Genomic DNA, 20044 nt, shown 5'->3' with positions numbered 1-20044 from the left:
TCCGAGCCAATCGCCGCAGCATGGGCTCAGCGGTCGATCCGTACCACCTCGTACTCGGTGTCGGGCGTCGGCGGCGTGCCGAAGCGCGCGTTCGGCAGGAACAGGCTCGATCCGTACGCCGCGACCGTGGTCGGCACGTCGAACGCGGGGTCAGTCAGCTGGTCGACGAGCGTGCCGGTCCTGCCTTGGGCGTCGAGGCGGACGACTGCGACGGTGTTCGAGAAGTTCTGCACCACGTAGAGCGTGCGGCCCTTCACGAGCAGGCCGTCCCCGTTCGGGAGCGTCGCTCCGCCGAGGTCGACCGTCGTCGCCTCGCCCGTGGCCGGGTCGACGCGGAAGAGGGTCGCGGTCGCCGACTGGATCACGAGGAGCGCCTTGTGATCGGGCGTCTCCGCGATGCCGTTGGCGTTGAACCCCGGTTGCTGCACCCAGTCCCCTGTGAGCGGCAGCGTCACGACGTCGGAGGCGTCGGGGAGGCCGCCGGACGGACTCACCGGCAGGAAGTACAGCTCTGCGGCGAAGCTGTTCGTGAACCAGGCGCCGTCGTGCGTCAGGACGACGTCGTTGATGAACGCCGGACCCGCGGTCAGCTGATACGTCTCGAGCACGTCACCGGTAGCCGAATCGACCACACGAGCGCTGCCCGACGGCCCGCCGGAGACGAAGAGACGGCCGAATCGATCGATCTTCAGTCCGACAGACGGGGTGCCGGGCCCCTGGCTGATGATCTCGCCTTCGCCGGTGCGCAGGTCGGCGGCATAGATGTCACCGTCGGCCAATGAGCCGAGATAGGCGGTTCCGCGCGGATCGATGGTGATGCCCTCGGGCTGGAATCCGTTGGGCAACGCGATGAGGTCTTCGACCGCACCGCCTCCCGGCGGAGAGCCTGCAGCCGAGGCGGCGCCCGCCGCCGAGACGGCGAGGAGCCCTGTCAGTGCAGCAGCGGCCAATGTACGTGCGACGATGCGTCCGGACATGGACCACATGTTACGACCGGTTCGGCGGGGCGGTGCGGGTTCGGAGGAAGCTCCCAGCGGTGGGACCGGTCAGCCCCGCAGGCCGAGCAGCGGCAGCACGGCGCTGAGGTCGGGGGTGTCGATCGCGATATCCGCCTGCGCACGCACGACGGGCTTCGCGCAGAATGCGACGCCGAGCGCTGCCTTCCCGAGCATCTCGAGGTCGTTCGCGCCGTCGCCGACCGCGAGGGTGCGCTCGAGCGCGATGCCACTCACGGCAGCCCATTCCTCGAGCGCCGCGGCCTTCGCGCTGGCATCGACGATGTCGCCGTCGACCCGCCCGGTGAGCCGGCCGTCGGCGGTCTCGAGCCGGTTGGCCCGGCAGAAGTCGAGGCCGAGCCGCTGTGCAAGGGGGTCGAGCAGCTCGTGGAACCCGCCCGACACCACGCCGACGAGCCCGCCGGCCGCGTGCACGCGGTCGATGAGCTCGTGCACCCCATCGGTCGGGGTCATCCGTTCACGCGCTGATGCCATCACGCCGACATCGAGTCCGGCGAGCGTCGCAACGCGCTCACGCAGGCTCTCGGCGAAGTCGAGCTCGCCGCGCATCGCCCGTTCGGTGACCTCGGTGACGTGTTCGAGGCTTCCGGCGGCCTCGGCGAGCAGTTCGATGGCCTCCTCGCGGATGAGGGTCGAATCGGCGTCGAGCACGACGAGTGGGCCGCGCGAGCGGCCGACGGCGCCGGCCGTCACGACAGTGACCGGACCCGTGAACCCTTGCCGACCACCGTGATGCCGCTGTCGGTCACGATGAACCCGCGAGCCACGTCTTCGGCGCGGTCGACGCCGATGTGCGCGCCGGCCTCGACGACGACCTCTTTGTCGAGGATGGCCCGTTGCACGGTCGCGCCCGCCTCGATGCGGGCGCGGTCGAAGAGGATCGAGTCGGCGACGTGCGCGCCCGAGCCGACGATGGCCCACGGTCCGAGCACGCTGCGCTCGACGTGCGCGCCCGAGATGACCGAGCCGAGCGAGACGATCGAGTCGATGACCGTTCCGAGCGAGCCGCGCGCATCACGGGTGAACTTCGCGGGCGGGGAGTTCAACTGCTGGCTGAAGATCGGCCACTCGCGGTTGTAGAGGTTGAAGACCGGCAGCACCGAGATGAGGTCCTGATGCGCCTCGAAGAAGGAGTCGATCGTTCCCACATCGCGCCAGTAGTAGCGGTCGCGATCGGTCGAGCCGGGCACGTCGTTGTTCTGCAGGTCGTACACGCCGGCCTTGCCGTCGGCCACGAACGCGGGGATGATGTCGCCGCCCATGTCGTGGCTCGAGTCCGTGCGCTCACCGTCGCGCAGCACCGCCTCGATGAGTGCGTCGGCGTCGAAGACGTAGTTGCCCATCGAAGCGAGCACCTCGTGGGGGGAGTCGGGCAGGCCGACCGGGTCTTTCGGCTTCTCGAGGAACTGGTGGATGCGTGTCGGATCCTTCGCGTCGACCTCGATGACGCCGAACTGGTCGGCGAGCGCGATGGGCTGGCGGATCGCGGCGACGGTGGCTGCGGCGCCCGAATCGATGTGCGCCTGGATCATCTGGCTGAAGTCCATGCGATAGACGTGGTCGGCGCCGACGACGACGATGATGTCGGGCTGCTCGTCGTAGATGAGGTTGAGGCTCTGAAGGATCGCGTCGGCCGAGCCCGAGAACCAGCGCTTGCCGAGACGCTGCTGCGCGGGCACCGACGCCACGTACGAGCCGAGCATGCCGTCCATGCGCCACGTCTGCGAGACGTGCCGGTCGAGGCTGTGCGACTTGTACTGGGTGAGCACGACGATCTGGCGCAGTCCCGAGTTCAGCAGGTTCGAGAGCGCGAAGTCGATGAGACGATACTGCCCGCCGAAGGGCACGGCGGGCTTGGCGCGGTCTTCGGTGAGGGGCATGAGTCGCTTGCCCTCGCCGCCCGCGAGGACGATGCCGAATACCTTGCGCGTCATCATGCCCCAACCCTACCCACGAGCCCCGCGTTTCCGGCTTTCGAAGACGGTCCATGTCGGATGCCCCTGCGCTAGCGTTGCCGTATGCGCATCGACCTCCTCACCCGCGAGTATCCGCCTGAGGTCTACGGGGGCGCAGGGGTGCATGCGGCCGAACTCGTGCGGGCGCTGCGCCGCGACATCGACGTGCGGGTGCGATGCTTCGGAGCACCCCGTGACGAGGCGGGAACGACCGCCTATCCGACCCCGGTGGAGTTCGGTGGAGCGAACGCCGCGCTCGCGACGATGGGCGTCGACCTGCTCATCGCGGGCGACACGGCCGGCGCCGATGTCGTGCACTCGCACACCTGGTACGCGAACTTCGCCGGATTCACCGCGAAGCGCCTGCACGGTATGCCGCACGTCGTCACCGCGCACAGCCTCGAGCCCCTGCGGCCGTGGAAGGCCGAACAGCTCGGCGGCGGGTACCGACTCTCGTCGTGGGTCGAGCGAAGCGCCTTCGACGACGCTGACGCGGTCATCGCCGTGAGCGCGGGCATGCGTCGGGACATCCTGCGCTCGTATCCGCAGATCGATCCCGAACGGGTCGAGGTCGTCTACAACGGCATCGACCTCACCGACTGGGCCCCGAACGACGACCCCGATGCGGTGCGGAGCCTCGGTGTCGATCCCGACCGCCCCTCGATCGTGTTCGTGGGCCGCATCACGCGCCAGAAGGGGCTGCCCTACCTGTTGCGCGCGGCGCGGTTGCTGCCACCTGAGGTGCAGCTCGTGCTCTGCGCGGGGGCGCCCGACACCGACGAGATCATGGCCGAGGTCACCGGGCTCGTCGAGGTGCTGCGCACCGAACGCGACGGCGTCGTGTGGATCGACCGTCATCTGCCTCGACCCGAACTCACCGCGCTGCTCACGGCGGCGACGGCCTTCGTGTGCCCGTCGGTCTACGAACCGCTCGGCATCGTGAACCTCGAGGCGATGGCGTGCGGCGCACCCGTCGTCGGCACCGCCACCGGCGGCATCCCCGAGGTCGTCGACGACGGCGTCACCGGCGTGCTCGTGCCGATCGACCAGGCCGACGACGGCACCGGAACACCACTCGACCCCGACCGTTTCGTGCGCGACCTCGCCGACGCGCTCGCCGCGGTCGTCGGCGACCCCGAGCGGGCCCGCGCCATGGGGCGAGCGGGCCGGCGACGCGCCGAGACGCACTTCGCGTGGGACGCGATCGCGGCGCGCACGATCGAGGTCTACGAGCGCGTGCTCGCCCGCTGAGGCACGTCGGGCGCGTCAGATCGCACCCTCGGCTGCCGATAGCATTGGACGCATGTCGAGTGCGAGTACGGTTCTGCAGTTCCGCGATGTGTCGGTGATCCGCGATGGCAACACGATTCTCGACTCGGTGACCTGGAAGGTCGACTCCGACGAACGCTGGGTCGTGCTCGGGCCCAATGGTGCGGGCAAGACCACGCTCCTGCAGATCGCGGCCGCCGCGATGCACCCGACCACCGGCACCGCCGAGGTGCTGCAGGAGGCCCTCGGCAAGGTCGACGTGTTCGAGCTCCGCCCCATGATCGGCTTCGCTTCGACGGCGATGGCCCGTCGCATCCCGCGCGAAGAGACCGTGCTCGACGTCGTGCTCACGGCGGCGTACTCGGTCACCGGGCGCTGGAACGAGGAGTACGAGGGCATCGACCTGCGCCGCGCCGAGCGCGTGCTCAAGGAGTGGGGGCTCGACGGCTTCTCGGAGCGTCGCTTCGGCAGCCTCTCCGACGGCGAGCAGAAGCGGGTGCAGATCGCGCGATCGGTGATGACCGACCCCGAACTCCTGCTGCTCGACGAGCCCGCGGCGAGCCTCGACCTCGGCGCACGCGAAGAGCTCGTCGGCCTGCTCGGCGGCTACGCGGCCTCGCCCTCGTCACCCGCCATCGTCATGGTCACGCACCACGTCGAAGAGATCCCGGCGGGCTTCACCCACGCGCTGCTGCTGTCCGACGGCGGCATCGTCGCGTCGGGGCCGCTCGACGAGGCGCTCACCTCCGAGACGCTCACCGAGACCTTCGGCATGACCATCGAGCTCACCGAGCGCGACAGTCGATTCGCCGCGCGCGCCGCCGCCTGACATGCGTCGCCGTCGGTTCTGCTAGAATCGATAGCTGGCCCGAGGGCCGCTGTACTTTCCTGCGCGCGCAGGTTGTCGTATCCACCATCCGATCGCTGATATCCCAAGGAAGTCTCCATGAAGACCGACATCCACCCCGAGTACAACGCCGTCGTCTTCCGCGACCTCGCTTCGGGCGCCACGTTCCTCACCCGCTCGACCGCGACGAGCGACAAGACCATCGAGCTCGACGGTGAGACCTACCCCGTCATCGACGTCGAGATCTCGTCGGAGTCGCACCCGTTCTACACGGGCAAGCAGCGCATCATGGACTCGGCCGGCCGCGTCGAGAAGTTCAACCAGCGCTTCAAGAACTTCGGCAAGTAATCAAGCCGAACCGAAGGGGCGGGCGACGCGAGTCGCCCGCCCCTTCGTCGTGCCTGCGGCACGGCACTGATACGGTCGGCGGATGAACACGGCGCACCCCACGGCCGGCGGCGGTCGCCCGAGTCGTCTGCCGGTACTGAGCGACGATCGAGTGCGTCTGCGGGCGTTTCGCGCAGAGGATCTCGCGCTCATCGTCGAGGCGTCCGCCGACTCGTTGATCCCGCTCATCACGACCGTGCCGTCGTCGTCCGATCGGTGGGCCGCTCGCGCGTATCTCACGCGGCAGGCCCGCAGGCTCTCGACGGGCGCCGGGTACTCGTTCGCGATCGCCGACGCAGGCGATCGCGCCGTCGGCCAGATCGGCCTGTGGCCGCGTCGCGATGATCCGGGCCGTGCGGGCATCGGCTATTGGCTGGCGGCGTCGGCGCGAGGCCAAGGGTACGCGGGGGCTGCGGTTCGGCTCGTCGTGGACTGGGCGTGGACCATCGCCTCGATCGACCGGCTCGAACTGTTCATCGAACCGTCGAACGCCGCCTCGATCGCCGTCGCCGAGGCGACTGGGTTCGCGCGCGAGGGGCTCCTGCGCTCGTGGATGCGCATCGGCGACACTCGCCGCGACATGCTCGTCTACTCGCTCATCCGCGGGCAATCCGAATCGGGGCCCGAGATCGCGCCGCCGCTCAGCGCACGGGCCACGAGCCCGAAGTCGTGAACTCGGGCTCGCCGTTGGCGCGACGCCAGGCCTGGTAGCTCTCGGCCTGCTCGCGGCTCCAGTCGACCTGACGAGCATGCAGCTCGGCGACCGCGACGGCCGCGAGCTCGGGGAACGCCCGTGCGATCGCCTGCGCGACGCGGCCGGCGGCGACGGCGTCGGCGCCCGCATCGTGCGCATTCGGGAGTGGAACGCCGTAGTGCTCGGCTGTCGCGGTGAGCGTGCGCTTGCCGCGCCGATAGCGGTCGACGGCCTTGTCGATGACGAGTGGGTCGATGACCGGCCCGGGGCCGGGCAGTGGAGCGATGCCGTAACGGACGGCCTCGCGCTCGAGCAGGGTGAGGTCGTACGACGCGTTGTAGGCCACGATCGGCAGGCCGCGCATGGCGACATCGGCGAGTGCGGCGACGATCTCGGCGACCGCCGTCGGCGCGGGCTGCCCCTCGAGGCGCGCTCGCTCGGTGGTGACGCCGTGGATGAGCGACGCCGCGGTGGGGATCTCGACGCCGGGATCGACGATCCACCCTCGCCGTTCGAGCACCTCTCCTGCAGCACCCAGCACCCCGACGTGGGCGGTGACGATGCGGCACGTGTCGACGTCGATGCCGGTGGTCTCGAGGTCGAAGACGGCGAGGGTGTCGGCCCAGCGGGCGGCGTTCGTGTCATGCATGGCGTCAGGCTATGGTCGCCCACCGTCATCGTCTCGGCGTCGGCGCGCGTGTCCGGGGCATCCGCACGCCGAACGCTCGCCGGGCGCACGCAGGAACCGCTCGACGCTCGCCCGTAGAATGGCTGGGATGATCGCCTCCCCGTACGCCGAGCAGCTCGCTCGCATCCCCGTTCGGGCCCATCGCGTCGACGTCGACGGCACAGAGACCGCCTGGTGGGAGTACGGCGAGGCCGATGCCCCGGTGCTCGTGCTCGTGCACGGCTTCCGGGGCGACCACCACGGGCTCGAGCCGGTCGTGGCACAGCTGCCGGGGTTCCGCATCATCTCGCCCGACCTTCCGGGCTTCGGTGAATCGGCGACGTTCGCCGGGCGCCCGCACGACATCGACGCCTATGCCGACTGGCTGGCCGCGTTCATCGACGCGATCGGGCTCGAAGCGCCGTACGACGTGCTCGGCCACTCGTTCGGCTCGATCGTGTCGTCGGCCGCCGTCGCTCGCGGCCTCGCTCCCGAGCGCCTCGTGCTCGTGAACCCCATCGGCGCGCCCGCGCTCGAGGGGCCCCGCGGCATCATGACCCGGCTCGCGGTGCTCTACTACCGCACCGCCGCCGCTCTTCCCGAGCGTGCCGGCTACGCGCTGCTCGCCAACGGCGCGATCGTGCGCGTCATGAGCGTGACGATGGCCAAGACCCGGCAGAAGTCGCTGCGTCGTTGGATCCACGACCAGCATGACCGCTACTTCTCGGCGTTCGGCGACCGCGACGCCGTGCTCGAGGCGTTCCGCGCCTCGGTGAGCCACGATGTCAGCGAGTACGCCGCCGACATCCACGTGCCGACGCTGCTCGTCGCCGCCGAGCGCGACGACGTCACCCCGCTCGACGCGCAGCACCGCCTCGTCACCCGGTTCCCCGACGCGAAGCTCGAGGTGATCCCCGAGGTCGGGCACCTCATCCACTACGAGACCCCCGGTGACGCGGCCGCCCGCATCCTGCGGTTCCTGCGCGAAGGGGCCACCGCGTGAGGATCGTCGTCGACTGCCGCTACACCCGCATCGGGCAGCACGACGGCATCAGCCGATTCACCGCGGGCATCGTCACCGAGCTCGCGAAGCGGCATCCGCTCACGATGCTCGTCAGCGACCACCGCCAACTCGACATGCTTCCGCCGTTGCCGTGGCAGCTCGTGAGTGGGCCGACGAGCATCCGCGAACCGCTCGTCGCGTTGCAGGTCAAGAAGCTCCGGCCCGACATCGTGTTCACGCCCATGCAGACGATGGGGTCGTGGGGTCGCGACTACAAGCTTCTGCTGACGCTGCACGACCTGATCTACTACGAGAACCGAACCCCGCCGCGCGACCTGCCGGCGCCGGTGCGACTGCTGTGGCGGCTCTACCACCTCGCCTGGTGGCCGCAGCGCATGTTGTTGAATCGCGCCGACGCGGTCGTCACCGTCTCGCAGACGACCGCGGGCCTCATCCACGAGCACCATCTCACCGATCGCCCGGTGGTGGTCGTGCCGAACGCGGCCGACGACCTCGGACCCGCCATGCTGCCTCGCGTACGCCCGGCCGGCAATCGACTCGTGTACATGGGCTCGTACATGCCCTACAAGAACGTCGACACGCTCGTGCGAGCAGTGGCGGCGCTGCCCGACCACGAGCTGCACCTGCTGAGTCGCATCGGCAAGGCCGATCGCGAGCGGCTCACCCGGCTGGCACCGCAGGCGCGGCTCGTCTTCCATGACGGCGTGACCGATTCCGCATACGCCGAGCTACTCGCCGGCGCCACGGCGCTCGTGCACGCGTCGAAGGCCGAGGGCTTCGGCATCCCGCTCGTGGAGGCGATGCGCCTCGGCACGCCGGTCGTCGTCAGCGACATCCCGATCTTCCGCGAGATCGGCGGTGACGCCGCCCTGTTCTTCGACCCCGACGACCCCGAGTCGCTCGTCTCGGCGCTGTGGTCGCTCGAACGCGAGGGCGAGTGGGAGCGTCGGTCGGCCGCGTCGGTCGAGACGGCGGCGGCGTACAACTGGTCCGCCTCGGCCGACCGCCTGCTCGCGCTCATGCGCGACACCGTGGCCGCGCGAGGGCGGCGGCGCGGCCGGCGCCCGTGAGCCGGATCAGGCGGTGCGCGCTACGCGCCGCTGCCGTCGAGCGCGGCGGTGCCGGCCGAGGCGGCAGTGCCGGCCAGCGCGTCTGCGAACGCGACGAGCGTCTGGCTCGCCCCCGCGTCGATCTTCACGGCCGCACGGCTGTCGCCCTTGGTGACGCCGCGGTTGACGACGACGATCGGAAGCCGGCGACGCCGCGCCCGCTCGATGAGTCGCATGCCCGAGTTCACGACGAGCGACGACCCGGCGACGAGCAGCACATCCGACGACGCCACGAGCGCCGAGGCGGCCTGGAACGTCGTCACCGGCACGAACTCGCCGAAGAACACGACATCGGGTTTCAGCACGCCGCCGCACACCGTGCACGCGGGGATCACCATCGCGTCGACGTCGTCGACCTCGACGTCGCCGTCGGGCGCGAGGCGGATCGCCGTTTCGAGGTCGATCGACGGATTGAGCAGCTCGAGCTGCTCGGCGATCGCCTGCCGGGCGTAGTGCTGCCCGCACTGCAGGCAGACCACGCGATCCATGCTGCCGTGCAGCTCGACGACGTGACGTCCCCCGGCACGGCGGTGCAGGCCGTCGACATTCTGCGTGACCACGCCCGAGACGCTGCCGGCAGCCTCGAGACGCGCGAGCGCCAGGTGACCGGGGTTGGGCTGCGCGGTCCCGAAGTTGCGCCACCCGAGGTGGCTGCCCGCCCAGTACCGCTTGCGCGCCCGCTCGGAAGCGAGGAAGGTCTGCACGGTCATGGGCGTGCGCACGGGCGCGCCCTCACCGCGATAGTCGGGGATGCCCGAGTCGGTGCTGACGCCGGCACCGGTGAGCACTGCGACGCGGGCGCCTCGCATGAGGGCGATCGCCTCGCCGACGAGCGCATCGGTCGCCGTCGGCGCCTCGAGGCCGATGTCCACGGTGGTCTCCCTTCGACCGGTAGGGCCGATTCTAGACGCGTCGGTTTTCCGGATTGTTTCGTCGACTGGCACCCTTGAGGGGAGGAGACCCATGCACATCGAACGAGTCCGCGACGCGGCATCCGATTCCGTCGCCGACTACGCTCGGCTGACCGACGTGGCGCTGCGCAGCGCGCACGAACCCGAGCACGGGCTCTACATCGCCGAATCGGCGAAGGTCATCCGCCGCGCGATCGGCGCCGGCCACAGGCCGCGGTCGGTGCTCATGGAGGAGAAGTGGTTGCCGGGCCTCGAATCGGCGCTCGCACCGTTCGACGTGCCCGTGCACCTCGCCGACGCAGACCAGCTCGAGGCGATCACCGGGTATCGCGTGCATCGCGGAGCCCTCGCCGCGTTCGAGCGGCCCGACCTGCCCGACCCGGTCGAGCTGCTGGCGGGCGCGCGTCGCGTCGTCGTGCTCGAGGACATCGTCGACCACACGAACGTCGGCGCCATCTTCCGCTCGGTCGCGGCACTCGGCGCCGACGCCGTGCTCGTGAGCCCCCGTTGCGCCGACCCGCTCTACCGGCGCAGCGTACGCGTGAGCATGGGCACCGTCTTCCAGGTTCCGTGGACGCGCCTGCCGGACTGGCCCGAAGCGGCGCGGATGCTCCGTGGTGCCGGTTTCGAGGTCGCCGCGCTCGCCCTCGCCGACGACGCGATCTCGCTGCGAGAGCTCGCCGCTGCCCCGCCCGAACGGCTCGCGCTCGTCTTCGGCGCCGAGGGCGACGGCCTCAGCACGTACGCCCTCGAGGCCGCCGATCGCGTCGTGACGATTCCGATGCGTCACGGGGTCGACTCGCTCAATGTCGCTGCCGCCGCCGCGGTAGTGCTGTACGCCTTCGCCGTCGATGCGGAGTCCGGCTCATGACCGATCACCCTGCGTCCGACGCCCGCAGGCGCGTGTACCGTCGCCGGCGTATCGTCGTGTTCGGCGCCCTCGCGGTCGTGCTCGCGTTGCTCGTGAGCGGCGGCGTGTACGCCTCGAACGCGCTCGGCGCGCCCATCCCGGCCGCCGCTCCCGAGGTGTCCGCGCCCGAACCGATCGTGGCCGAGCCGCAGGCGCTCGCACTGCCGGGCTTCGGCGGCTACGCCGTCGGTGCGATCGGGTTCGACGGCCTGCTCGCCTCAGGCGAGGCCGATCGATCGATGCCGAGTGCGAGCATCACCAAGGTCATCACCGCACTCGTCGTCCTCGACGCGCACCCGATCCCGCCGGGCGAGGGCGGCCCCGAGATCGCCTACACCGAGGCCGACATCGACATCTACTGGGACATGGTCGCCCAGAACGGTTCCGTCGCGCCGGTCGCGGCAGGCTCCTCGCTGACGCTTCGCGAGAGCCTCGAGGCGATGCTCCTGCCCTCGGGCAACAACTACGCCATCTCGCTCGCGAACTGGGCGTTCGGCTCGGGCGACGAGTTCCTCGCGGTCGCGCGTGCGTGGCTCGAGGAGCATGGACTGACGAATACGCGAATCGCCGACTCGAGCGGCCTCTCGCTCGACAACGTCTCGACGCCGACCGACCTCATCGAGCTCGGCAAGCTCGCCCTGGCCGACCCCACGCTCGCCGAGATCGTCGCGACGAAGCGCGTCGACGTGCCCGAGCTCGGCACGCTCGAGAACTCGAACAAGCTCCTCGGAACGCACGGCGTCGACGGCATCAAGACGGGCACGACCGACGACGCGGCGAACCTGCTCTTCTCCGCCGACTTCGCCGTGGGATCGTCGACCGTGACGGTCGTCGGGGTGCTGCTCGGCGGCGAGAACCACACCGTGCTGCGCAGCGCGATCGCAGCGATGCTCGACAGCGTCGCGCCCGGGTTCCACGAGGTCGCGCCGCTCGAGGCCGGGCAGCAACTCGCCGAATACGAGACGCCGTGGGGCGATTCGGCACGGGCGACGGCCGCCGACGGGGCATCCATGATCGTCTGGAGCGACACCCCGGTCGAGGTCGAGGTGCACGCCGAACCCGTGGCACTCGCGTCGAGCGGCGAGCAGGTGGGCACCGCGGTCGTGCGCGCGGGCACCCAAGAGGTCACGGTGCCGCTCGTGCTCGACGCCGCGATCGACGACCCCGGAACGTGGTGGCGCCTCACCAACCCCGGCGCACTCGACGTCGCGACGCCTCAGTCGGTCGACGAGAGGTAGGGCGCCGCCTCGGGTCGCTTCGCGGTGACGAAGTCGCCCGAAGACTGGTGGCGGATGCGCCTGAGCACCCACGGCACGAGGTACTCGCGAGCCCAGTTGAGGTCCTCGACGCGTGCCTGCCGCCAGGTGCCGTGGGGGACCGGCTCGGGCTTCATCGGCTCGAGCGTGTTCTCGACGTTGAGGGCGGCGAGCACCATGCGTGCGACGGTGTGGTGGCCGAGGGAGTTCAGGTGCAGCCGATCGGGCGACCACATGCGCTGGTCTTGAACCTCGGTGAGCGCCCACTGGTCGGCCACGATGCAGTCGTACTTCTGCGCGATGGTGCGCAGGTTCTCGTTGTAGATCGCGACCTTGCCTCGGATGCCGCGGAACACCGGCGAGAAGCCGACGTCGACCCCGGTGAAGAGCACGATCGTCGCGTGGTCGCGCGAGAGCCGCTCGATCGCGTACTCGAAGCGCGCCGAGATCTCGTCGGGGTCGGTGCCCGGGCGGATCACGTCGTTGCCGCCGGCCGAGATGGTGATGAGGTCGGGGCGCAGCGCGAGGGCGGGCGCGAGCTGCTCGTCGATGATCTGCTGGATCAGCTTGCCGCGTACGGCGAGGTTCGCGTAGGCGAAGTCCTCGGTGCCCTGCGAGAGCACCTCGGCGACGCGGTCGGCCCAGCCGCGGTGACCGCCGGGCACCGTGGGCTCGGGGTCGCCGATGCCCTCGGTGAACGAATCGCCGAGGGCGACGTAGCGGGACCAGGGATGCTGCTGCGTGACCATCCCCCCATTGTGCCAAGGTCGCCGGTTCGAGGTTGGCGATCGAGGCCGCGGTTCGGGGATGTCGGAAGCCTCCGCTACCCTCGAATCCAGTGAGCACCTCGACCCCCTTCGGCCCCCAGCCGGGCACGTCGGCCGCCGAACACCTCTCACCGTCGTTCCCCGAGCGGGCCGCATGGGGAACCGCATCGAAGCTGCGGGCCTGGCAGGCCGAGGCGCTCGAGCAGTACCTCGCCGAGCTGCCGCGCGACTTCCTCGCCGCGGCGACGCCCGGTGCCGGTAAGACGACATTCGCCCTGCGGCTCGCCGCCGAACTGCGCGCCCGGCGCCTCATCGACCGCATCACCGTCGTCGCCCCCACCGACCACCTGAAGCGCCAGTGGGCCGATGCCGCAGCGCGCGCGGGCATTCGGCTCGACCCGGGCTTCCGCAACGCCCACGGCCGCAGTGCCCGGCACTTCCACGGCGTCGCCGTCACCTATGCGCAGGTCGCGATGCGCCCGGCGCTGCACCGGGAGCTCACGCTCTCGGGCCGTACCCTCGTCATCCTCGACGAAGTGCACCACGGCGGCGACACCCTGTCGTGGGGCGACGCGATCCGCGAGGCGTTCGAGCCTGCCGAGAAGCGGCTCTCGCTCACGGGCACCCCGTTCCGCAGCGACACCGCGCCGATCCCGTTCGTGCACTACGAGCCCGACGCGCAGGGCGTGCGGCTCTCGAAGACCGACTACGACTACGGCTACGGGCGAGCACTGGCCGACGGCGTCGTGCGTCCCGTGATCTTCATGGTCTACGCCGGCCACATGCGGTGGCGCACCAAGGCGGGCGACGAGATGGAGGCGAAGCTCGGCGAGGACAACACGAAGGACATCACCTCGTCGGCGTGGCGAACGGCGCTCGAGCCCACCGGCGAGTGGATCCCGGCGGTGCTTCGCGCGGCCGACCGGCGTCTCACCGAGGTGCGGCACGGCATCCCCGACGCGGGCGGACTCGTGATCGCGACCGACCAGACCGTCGCCCGCGCGTACGCGCAGATCCTCGAGGAGATCTGCGGTGAGAAGGTCACCGTCGTGCTCTCCGACGAGAAGGAGGCGAGCTCGCGCATCGAGGAGTTCTCGGCGAACACCCGCCGCTGGATGGTCGCGGTGCGAATGGTGTCCGAAGGAGTCGACGTGCCGCGGCTCGCGGTCGGCGTCTACGCGACGAGCGCGTCGACGCCGCTGTTCTTCGCGCAGGCCATCGGCCGGTTCGTGCGCGCGCGACGTCGAGGCGAGACCGCGTCGGTGTTCCTGCCCAATGTGCCCGTGCTCATGAGCCTCGGGTCGCAGCTCGAGCTCGAGCGCGATCATGCCCTCGATCGCCGTGGCGGCGACGCCGACGACGACGGCCTCGACGACAGCCTGCTCGAGTCGGCGAATCGTGAGGAGCGCGCGTCCGAAGAGCTCGAGCTCGGCACCTGGGAGGCCATCGGTTCCGACGCCTCCTTCGACCGGGTGCTCTACGACGGCACCGAGTTCGGAACGCTCGCCGAGCCCGGCAGTGACGAGGAGTACGACTTCATCGGCATCCCCGGACTCCTCGAGCCCGAACAGGTGTCAGAGCTGCTGCGCCACCGTCAGGCGCGGCAGGCGCGTCGTGCCGGCGATCGGCGCAAGCACACGGCCGACGCCGACACGCCCGAGCCGGTGGCGCTCTACCGCACGCTCAAAGAGCAGCGGTCGCTGCTCAACAGCCTCGTCGGGCTGTGGGCGCGCCACACCGGTGAAGCGCACTCGCAGGTGCATGCCGAACTCCGCCGCGTGTGCGGCGGCCCCGCGGTCGCTCAGGCGACGGTGACGCAGCTGCAGGCGCGTATCGAACTGCTTCGGCGGCGGCTCGGCAGTCGATGAACCGATCGGGCTCGCGGGGACGACCGCGATTTGAACCAGTTTTCTACAACGTGTAGAACTGAATCGGCATCTGGCAATCAGGTACCGGTTCGAACCTTCAAGGAGAAACGATGCTGTCTGAGAAGTCCCGCCCCGTCATCGAAGCCACGCTGCCCGTGATCGCGGAGCGCATCGGCGAGCTCACGCCGAAGTTCTACCGCCGGCTCTTCGCGGCCCACCCGGAACTCCTCGACGGCATGTTCAGCCGAGCCAACCAGATGAACGGTACGCAGCAGCGAGCGCTCGCGGGGAGCATCGCGGCCTTCGCCTCGCACCTGCTCGCGCATCCCGACACCCTCCCCGAGACCGTCCTCTCGAGGATCGCGCACAAGCACGCCTCACTCGGAATCCCCGAGTCCGGCTACCCGATCGTCTACGAGCACCTCTTCGCCGCCATCGCCGAAGACCTCGGCGACGCGGTCACCCCTGAGGTCGCCGAGGCCTGGACCGAGGTCTACTGGCTCATGGCCGATGCGCTCATCAAGATCGAGAAGGGGCTCTACGCGCAACAGGCGAACGACGGGATGTGGGCGACCTGGCGCGTGACCGCGAAGGAGGCCGCCGGCGCGGGCTCCATCACCTTCCGGCTCGCCCCGGCCGACGAAACCCCGGTCACCCGTGCCACGCCCGGCCAGTACGTCTCTGTGCGCGTGCGACTCGCCGACGGCCTCCGCCAGGCTCGCCAGTACTCGCTCTCCGAGCACGTCGACTCGCTCACCGAGCGGGTCTTCACGACCAAGCTCGACGAGGGTGGCGAGGTCTCGCCGTTCCTCCACGGCACGGTGCGAGTCGGCGACGTCGTCGAACTGTCGAACCCATATGGCGACATCGAGCTCGACGACTCCGACGCCCCGATCGTGCTCGCCACCGCGGGCATCGGCTGCACGCCGAGCGCGTCCATCCTGCAGTCGCTCGCGAAGCAGCTGTCCGACCGTCGTGTGCTCGTCTTGCATGCCGAGCAGCGCGCCGAGAACTGGGCCCTTGCCGACCAGATGCGCGCCGCGGTCGGACAACTTCCGAACGCCGAGCTCCGGCTCTGGCTCGAGGAGCCTGCGACCGACGAGAGCGCCCACACCGGGTTCATGGACCTCGACGGCATCGACCTGCCGACCGGCGCCAAGCTGTACCTGTGCGGACCGCTGCCCTTCATGCGCTCCATCCGGTCGCAGGCGATCACGGCAGGCATCCCGGCCACCGACATCCACTACGAGGTATTCGGTCCCGACGTCTGGCTGGCAGCTTAGGGCCGACGTCCAGCGGGCGGCCCGGGCCCGGCGTCGTCAGCCGGCGACGACGTCGGGCACCAGCAGCCCCGACGAGTCGGTGAGGCCCTGCGCCTCCGCGACCGCGTCGAGCGCTGCCATCACGTCGGCGGTCAGGTCGTCGACGTGCTCGAGCCCGATCGAGAGCCGCACCACAGCGGCGTCCGGCTTCGCTTCGCCGGCGACGGGGCGGTGCGTGAGCGAGGCCGGGTGCTGCACGAGCGAGTCGACCCCGCCGAGCGACACGGCGTGCGTGATGAGTTCGCACGACTCCGTGAACCGGGCGGCTGCCTCGTATCCGCCGGCGAGCTCGACCGCGATGATCGACCCGGCCCCCTCAATCTGGGTGCCGATGAGGCCGGCCGGATCCTGACCGGGCAGGCCGGGGTAGTGCACGCGGGCGACCGCGGGGTGCGTGATCAGTCGCTCGGCGATCACCTGCGCGCTCGCCTGTTGCGCACGTACGCGAAGCGGAAGGGTGCGAAGCCCGCGGTGCAGCAGGTACGCGGCCATGGGGTGCAGGAGTCCGCCCGTGAGGGCCCGCACCTGGCGCAGGCGTTCCACCCACTCCCGGTCGGCGGCGACGACCCCGCCCATGACGTCACCGTGGCCGCCGATGTACTTCGTCGCACTGTGCAGCACGAGGGTCGCCCCGTGTTCGACGGGGCGCTGCAGCACCGGCGTTGCGAACGTGTTGTCGACGAGCAGCGGCACGTCACCGGCGGCGTCGGCGATCGCGCGGAGGTCGACGAGTTCGAGCGTCGGGTTCGCGGGCGTCTCGACGATGACGATGCCCGTGTCCGGACGGATCGCCTCGCGGATCTCCGAGACATCCGCCCACGTCACCTCGGTGCCGAGCAGTCCACTGGCGAGCACGTGGTCGGTGCCGCCGTAGAGGGGGCGCACCGCGACGATGTGCGGCCGTCCAGCCGAGGCGGTCGCGATGAGTGTCGCGGCGAGTGCCGCCATCCCCGAGCCGAACGCGACCGCGCCCTCGGTGCCCTCGAGTCCGGCGAGCGATTCCTCGAATCGGGCGACGCCGGGCTGCCAGAGTCGCTGGTACACGGCCGAGCGACCCTCGCCGAGGTCGTGGCCGGTCGCGAGTTCCTCATAGGAGAGGCCGCCTGTCTCGACGGAGCCGAGCGGGTTCGTGGTGGAGAAGTCGATGACGGGAACGTGGGATCCGCTCTCTCGGACGCCGGCCATGCCGCCGTGGACGGCGCGGGTCTCGAGGTGCGACGACGATGTCTGCATGCCTCGAATGAAGCAGATTCTTGCGAGTTCAGCAAACACCGATGCAGGATCAGTGCGATACACTCGAATTCTCGAATGTTCTGCAACTCGATGCCGAAGGAGCCCGCCCATGGCGCAGAAACCCGAACTCGACAGGGTCGACCGTGCGCTGCTCGCCGCGCTCTCGACGAACGCGCGCGCATCGGGTGCCGCCCTTGCGTCCGAGGTCGGCGTCGCCGAGTCGACCGTCTCGTTGAGACTACGCCGCCTGCAGTCGCTCGGCACCGTGCGCGGCTATCGCGTCGATGTCGATCTCGCCTCGCTCGGGGTCTCGCTGCAGGCGCTCATCGCGGTGCGGCTCGTCAAGCACGATCGCGGTGAGATCGACGCCTTCCGCGCCGCCGTGCCGCATCTGCCCGGCGTGCTCGGCGTGTTCCACATGGCGGGCGCCGAAGACTACCTGCTGCATGTCGCGGCGCGCGACGCCGAAGAGCTTCGCGAGTTCGTGCTCGCCCACCTCACGGGGCATCCGGCCGTCGCGCACACCGAGACCAACCTCATCTTCGAGCACGTCGACGGCGACGGGTGGAACAAGCTCGTCGGCTGAGGCCCGGCTGGGGCCGGCTGAGGCCGGCAGGTCGAGATCGGCCCGTCGAGCCGGACCGATCAGGCGAGCGTCGTCCCGAAGGCGAGGCCCAGCAGGTAGGTCACCGCCGCAGCGCCGAGGCCGATCGAGAGCTGGCGCACCGCACGCTTCAGCGGCGACGCGCCCGAGAGCAGGCCGACGATCGCGCCGGTGACGAGCAGGGCGATGCTCACGAGCACCGTTGCGGTGACGACCGCGGCGATGCCGCTCATGCCGAACAGGTAGGGAAGCACGGGGATGAGCGCGCCCGATGCGAAGAAGAGGAAGCTCGAGATCGCCGCGTTGAGTCCGGTGCCGACCGCGTCGTCGTCGTGCTCGGCGACGGTCAGCGCGTCGGTGGGTGCGGTGCCGCGTCCGGCAGCCTGCACCCGTGCGACGACGAGCGCCGCGTGCTCGGCGGCATCCTGCTCGTCCATGCCGCGCGCTCGATAGACGAGGGCGAGCTCGTTGGCGTCGACGTCGAGGTCGACGAGTGCCTCACGAGCGGTCGGATCGGGCGCCGACGCCTCGAGCAGCTCTCGTTGCGATCGCACCGAGACATACTCGCCGGCACCCATCGACAGGGCCCCTGCGAGCAGGCCCGCGATACCGGTGAACAGCACGACCCCGCTCGACACGCCGGTCGCGCCGATGCCGAGCACGAGCGCGAGGTTCGAGACCAGGCCGTCATTGGCGCCGAACACCGCCGCCCGGAACGTGCCGGCCAGACGCCGTCGTCCGCGCGATGCGAGTCCGCGGACCACCTCACCGTGGATGCGCTCGTCGGCCGCCATCGCGGGCGTGGCGTCGGGGTCGGTGGCGTACGGCGAGCGTGCTTCGGCGCGCTGGGCGAGGGCGAGCACGAAGATCGAGCCGAAGCGGCGTGCGAGCGACCCGAGGATGCGGGTACGGATGTCGGCACGGGGCGTCCCCTCGCCGTCGCCGTCGAGCAGGCGGAGCCAGTGCGCCTCATGGCGCCCCTCCGCCGCGGCGAGCGCCAGCAGGATCTCGCGCTCCTCACCCTCGCGGCGCGCGGCGAGCTCGCGGTAGACCGCGGCTTCGGCTCGCTCGTCGGCAAGGTAACGGCGCCACTTGGCGCGGTCCGCCGCGGTGGCACTCGTGGGCTCGGTCATGGTGCTCCATTCGCGAGCGCGTGGCGGGGCGGTGCGCCCGGGGCCTCGCGCTCCGTCACGTCTCCGCCGCGTTCGCGGCCGTCAGCCACGATATCGGGCGGCCATGTCCAGATCGGCGGATTCACGCGGATTGGCAGCATTTCGGAGCGCCGAAGCAGCCCGCCGCAGCACGCATTCGCCGCCGCTCGAGATCCCTCGCTCACGCGGCCGGGGTCGTGACGAAGTCGATGAGCTCCTCGACCCGTCCGAGCAGCGCGGGTTCGAGATCGCCGTATCCGCGCACGCGGCCGAGTATGTGCTGCCACGCCCTCGCGATGTCGGCCTGCTCGGCGTGCGGCCAGCCGAACGCCTCGCACACCCCGTGCTTCCAGTCGGTGCCGCGCGGGATGACCGGCCAGGCCGCCTTGCCGAGTCGTGCGGGCTTCACCGACTGCCAGATGTCGATGAACGGATGTCCCACCACGAGCACGTGAGCACGGTGCGGGCCGCGCGCCACGGCATCGGCGATGCGCTGTTCCTTCGACCCGGGGACGAGATGGTCGACGAGCACGCCGGCCTTGCGTCCGGGGCCGGGGCGGAAATCGGCGAGCACGTCGCCCAGCACGTCGACGCCCTGCAGGTACTCCACGACGACGCCTTCGATGCGCAGATCGGCGCCCCACACCTTCTCGACGAGCTCGGCATCCTGTCGTCCCTCGACGAAGATGCGGCTCGGCAGCGCGACCCGTGCCGGTCCCGAGTCGACCGCGAACGACCCTGAGGCGGTGCGACGTCGCCCGGCAGGTCCCTTGGGCGTGGGCGCGACGAGTTGCACCGCCTCGCCGTCGACGAGGAAGCCGTGGCCGAGGGGGAACATGCGCCTCGCACCGAAGCGATCCTCGAGGGTGACGACGCCCTTCTCGAGCCCGACGATCGCTCCGCAGAAGCCGCTCTCGGCGAGCTCGACGACGAGGTCGCGCTCGGCTTCGACCGTGGGAATCACCTTGCGCGTTCGAGCTTTCCAATCACCGGCGAGCACGTCGCTGCCGTATCGATCGGGGCCGAAGTCGTCGTGGGATGTCGCGGGCACCGG

20 protein-coding genes are annotated in these 20044 nt (G+C 70.3%); 11 read left to right on the top strand and 9 right to left on the bottom strand.

Translation table 11 applies throughout. The annotated features are described in order from the left end of the window. Positions 1–26 precede the first annotated feature (26 nt). From LQ757_RS07835 to glgC, 3 genes are all read right to left on the bottom strand, one after another. A complete protein-coding gene (locus LQ757_RS07835; protein ID WP_231046665.1) occupies positions 27–977 on the bottom strand; it encodes an SMP-30/gluconolactonase/LRE family protein in 951 nt (316 codons plus the stop codon). A gap of 69 nt (positions 978–1046) precedes the next feature. Further along, a complete protein-coding gene (serB, locus tag LQ757_RS07830; protein ID WP_231046664.1) occupies positions 1047–1709 on the bottom strand; it encodes a phosphoserine phosphatase SerB in 663 nt (220 codons plus the stop codon). Beyond that, entirely contained in the window at positions 1706–2953 is a 1248-nt protein-coding gene (gene glgC / locus LQ757_RS07825) for a glucose-1-phosphate adenylyltransferase (protein ID WP_231046663.1), read from the bottom strand. Before glgC ends, serB begins: the two co-directional genes overlap by 4 nt. An 81-nt stretch (positions 2954–3034) precedes the next feature. On the opposite strand from glgC, the gene glgA reads away from it, so the two are divergent. From glgA to LQ757_RS07805, 4 genes are all read left to right on the top strand, one after another. After that, on the top strand, positions 3035–4222 hold the full coding sequence (gene glgA, locus LQ757_RS07820) for a glycogen synthase (RefSeq protein ID WP_231046662.1): 1188 nt from the start codon (positions 3035–3037) through the stop codon (positions 4220–4222). A gap of 52 nt (positions 4223–4274) precedes the next feature. Beyond that, complete coding sequence (locus LQ757_RS07815) at positions 4275–5069, top strand: ABC transporter ATP-binding protein (RefSeq protein ID WP_231046661.1); 795 nt, start codon at positions 4275–4277, stop codon at positions 5067–5069. Positions 5070–5186: 117 nt separating this feature from the next. After that, a complete protein-coding gene (locus LQ757_RS07810; protein WP_231046660.1) occupies positions 5187–5435 on the top strand; it encodes a type B 50S ribosomal protein L31 in 249 nt (82 codons plus the stop codon). A gap of 82 nt (positions 5436–5517) precedes the next feature. Further along, on the top strand, positions 5518–6147 hold the full coding sequence (locus LQ757_RS07805; RefSeq protein WP_231046659.1) for a GNAT family N-acetyltransferase: 630 nt from the start codon (positions 5518–5520) through the stop codon (positions 6145–6147). On the opposite strand, the gene LQ757_RS07800 is transcribed toward LQ757_RS07805, so the two are convergent. Continuing rightward, the gene (locus LQ757_RS07800) at positions 6116–6817 is read right to left on the bottom strand and encodes an exonuclease domain-containing protein (RefSeq protein ID WP_231046658.1); all 702 of its coding nucleotides are present in this window, start codon (positions 6815–6817) and stop codon (positions 6116–6118) included. The two genes, LQ757_RS07805 and LQ757_RS07800, sit on opposite strands and share 32 nt — an antisense overlap. Before the next feature lie 127 nt (positions 6818–6944). Between LQ757_RS07800 and LQ757_RS07795 the strand changes: the two genes are divergently transcribed. Together LQ757_RS07795 and LQ757_RS07790 are read left to right on the top strand one after the other, a co-directional pair. Continuing rightward, positions 6945–7838, top strand: coding sequence for an alpha/beta fold hydrolase (locus tag LQ757_RS07795; protein ID WP_231046657.1), 894 nt, complete (start codon positions 6945–6947; stop codon positions 7836–7838). Further along, positions 7835–8929, top strand: a complete 1095-nt coding sequence (locus tag LQ757_RS07790) for a glycosyltransferase family 4 protein (RefSeq protein WP_231046656.1) — start codon at positions 7835–7837, stop codon at positions 8927–8929. Before LQ757_RS07795 ends, LQ757_RS07790 begins: the two co-directional genes overlap by 4 nt. A gap of 20 nt (positions 8930–8949) precedes the next feature. On the opposite strand, the gene LQ757_RS07785 is transcribed toward LQ757_RS07790, so the two are convergent. After that, a complete protein-coding gene (locus LQ757_RS07785; RefSeq protein WP_231047321.1) occupies positions 8950–9777 on the bottom strand; it encodes a Sir2 family NAD-dependent protein deacetylase in 828 nt (275 codons plus the stop codon). Between the two features lie 154 nt (positions 9778–9931). Here LQ757_RS07785 and LQ757_RS07780 point away from each other — a divergent pair, with 154 nt between their 5' ends. Further along, on the top strand, positions 9932–10750 hold the full coding sequence (locus tag LQ757_RS07780) for a TrmH family RNA methyltransferase (protein ID WP_231046655.1): 819 nt from the start codon (positions 9932–9934) through the stop codon (positions 10748–10750). Then, positions 10747–12027, top strand: coding sequence for a D-alanyl-D-alanine carboxypeptidase family protein (locus LQ757_RS07775; protein WP_231046654.1), 1281 nt, complete (start codon positions 10747–10749; stop codon positions 12025–12027). The genes LQ757_RS07780 and LQ757_RS07775 overlap by 4 nt, the downstream gene beginning before the upstream one ends. Here the strand turns inward: LQ757_RS07775 and LQ757_RS07770 are convergent. Beyond that, positions 12006–12794, bottom strand: coding sequence for an SGNH/GDSL hydrolase family protein (locus LQ757_RS07770; protein WP_231046653.1), 789 nt, complete (start codon positions 12792–12794; stop codon positions 12006–12008). The two genes, LQ757_RS07775 and LQ757_RS07770, sit on opposite strands and share 22 nt — an antisense overlap. Positions 12795–12883: 89 nt before the next feature. On the opposite strand from LQ757_RS07770, the gene LQ757_RS07765 reads away from it, so the two are divergent. Both LQ757_RS07765 and LQ757_RS07760 read left to right on the top strand, forming a co-directional pair. Next, positions 12884–14680, top strand: coding sequence for a DEAD/DEAH box helicase (locus LQ757_RS07765; protein WP_231046652.1), 1797 nt, complete (start codon positions 12884–12886; stop codon positions 14678–14680). A gap of 110 nt (positions 14681–14790) precedes the next feature. Then, complete coding sequence (locus LQ757_RS07760; RefSeq protein WP_231046651.1) at positions 14791–15963, top strand: globin domain-containing protein; 1173 nt, start codon at positions 14791–14793, stop codon at positions 15961–15963. Positions 15964–15999: 36 nt separating this feature from the next. Here LQ757_RS07760 and LQ757_RS07755 read toward each other — a convergent pair whose 3' ends face one another. Then, positions 16000–17235 carry a trans-sulfuration enzyme family protein gene (locus tag LQ757_RS07755; protein WP_231046650.1) on the bottom strand — a complete coding sequence of 412 codons (1236 nt, stop codon included), beginning with the start codon at positions 17233–17235 and terminating at the stop codon, positions 16000–16002. A gap of 109 nt (positions 17236–17344) precedes the next feature. On the opposite strand from LQ757_RS07755, the gene LQ757_RS07750 reads away from it, so the two are divergent. Beyond that, a complete protein-coding gene (locus LQ757_RS07750) occupies positions 17345–17821 on the top strand; it encodes an Lrp/AsnC family transcriptional regulator (protein WP_231046649.1) in 477 nt (158 codons plus the stop codon). 59 nt (positions 17822–17880) lie between these two features. On the opposite strand, the gene LQ757_RS07745 is transcribed toward LQ757_RS07750, so the two are convergent. Both LQ757_RS07745 and LQ757_RS07740 read right to left on the bottom strand, forming a co-directional pair. Beyond that, positions 17881–18972, bottom strand: a complete 1092-nt coding sequence (locus tag LQ757_RS07745) for a VIT1/CCC1 transporter family protein (RefSeq protein ID WP_231046648.1) — start codon at positions 18970–18972, stop codon at positions 17881–17883. 199 nt (positions 18973–19171) lie between these two features. Continuing rightward, positions 19172–20041: a DUF3097 domain-containing protein gene (locus LQ757_RS07740; protein WP_231046647.1), complete on the bottom strand. Its 870-nt coding sequence runs from the start codon at positions 20039–20041 to the stop codon at positions 19172–19174. Positions 20042–20044: the final 3 nt, after the last annotated feature.

It is taken from the genome of Agromyces cavernae, from assembly GCF_021044935.1.
Classification (GTDB): domain Bacteria; phylum Actinomycetota; class Actinomycetes; order Actinomycetales; family Microbacteriaceae; genus Agromyces; species Agromyces cavernae.
The sequence above is the reverse complement of the archived record's forward strand: the minus strand, read 5'-3'. Positions and strand labels throughout refer to the sequence as shown.

What these genes read in the sequence shown, in the direction of transcription:
- LQ757_RS07775 (WP_231046654.1), top strand. Translation starts at nt 10,747, where the DNA reads ATGACCGATCACCCTGCGTCCGACGCCCGCAGGCGCGTGTACCGTCGC.
- glgA (WP_231046662.1), top strand. Translation starts at nt 3,035, where the DNA reads ATGCGCATCGACCTCCTCACCCGCGAGTATCCGCCTGAGGTCTACGGG.
- LQ757_RS07750 (WP_231046649.1), top strand. Translation starts at nt 17,345, where the DNA reads ATGGCGCAGAAACCCGAACTCGACAGGGTCGACCGTGCGCTGCTCGCC.
- LQ757_RS07785 (WP_231047321.1), bottom strand. Translation starts at nt 9,777, where the DNA reads ATGCGAGGCGCCCGCGTCGCAGTGCTCACCGGTGCCGGCGTCAGCACC.
- LQ757_RS07815 (WP_231046661.1), top strand. Translation starts at nt 4,275, where the DNA reads ATGTCGAGTGCGAGTACGGTTCTGCAGTTCCGCGATGTGTCGGTGATC.
- glgC (WP_231046663.1), bottom strand. Translation starts at nt 2,953, where the DNA reads ATGATGACGCGCAAGGTATTCGGCATCGTCCTCGCGGGCGGCGAGGGC.
- LQ757_RS07805 (WP_231046659.1), top strand. Translation starts at nt 5,518, where the DNA reads ATGAACACGGCGCACCCCACGGCCGGCGGCGGTCGCCCGAGTCGTCTG.
- LQ757_RS07780 (WP_231046655.1), top strand. Translation starts at nt 9,932, where the DNA reads ATGCACATCGAACGAGTCCGCGACGCGGCATCCGATTCCGTCGCCGAC.
- LQ757_RS07800 (WP_231046658.1), bottom strand. Translation starts at nt 6,817, where the DNA reads ATGCATGACACGAACGCCGCCCGCTGGGCCGACACCCTCGCCGTCTTC.
- LQ757_RS07810 (WP_231046660.1), top strand. Translation starts at nt 5,187, where the DNA reads ATGAAGACCGACATCCACCCCGAGTACAACGCCGTCGTCTTCCGCGAC.
- LQ757_RS07760 (WP_231046651.1), top strand. Translation starts at nt 14,791, where the DNA reads ATGCTGTCTGAGAAGTCCCGCCCCGTCATCGAAGCCACGCTGCCCGTG.
- LQ757_RS07745 (WP_231046648.1), bottom strand. Translation starts at nt 18,972, where the DNA reads ATGACCGAGCCCACGAGTGCCACCGCGGCGGACCGCGCCAAGTGGCGC.
- LQ757_RS07770 (WP_231046653.1), bottom strand. Translation starts at nt 12,794, where the DNA reads ATGGTCACGCAGCAGCATCCCTGGTCCCGCTACGTCGCCCTCGGCGAT.
- LQ757_RS07795 (WP_231046657.1), top strand. Translation starts at nt 6,945, where the DNA reads ATGATCGCCTCCCCGTACGCCGAGCAGCTCGCTCGCATCCCCGTTCGG.
- LQ757_RS07835 (WP_231046665.1), bottom strand. Translation starts at nt 977, where the DNA reads ATGTCCGGACGCATCGTCGCACGTACATTGGCCGCTGCTGCACTGACA.
- LQ757_RS07755 (WP_231046650.1), bottom strand. Translation starts at nt 17,235, where the DNA reads ATGCAGACATCGTCGTCGCACCTCGAGACCCGCGCCGTCCACGGCGGC.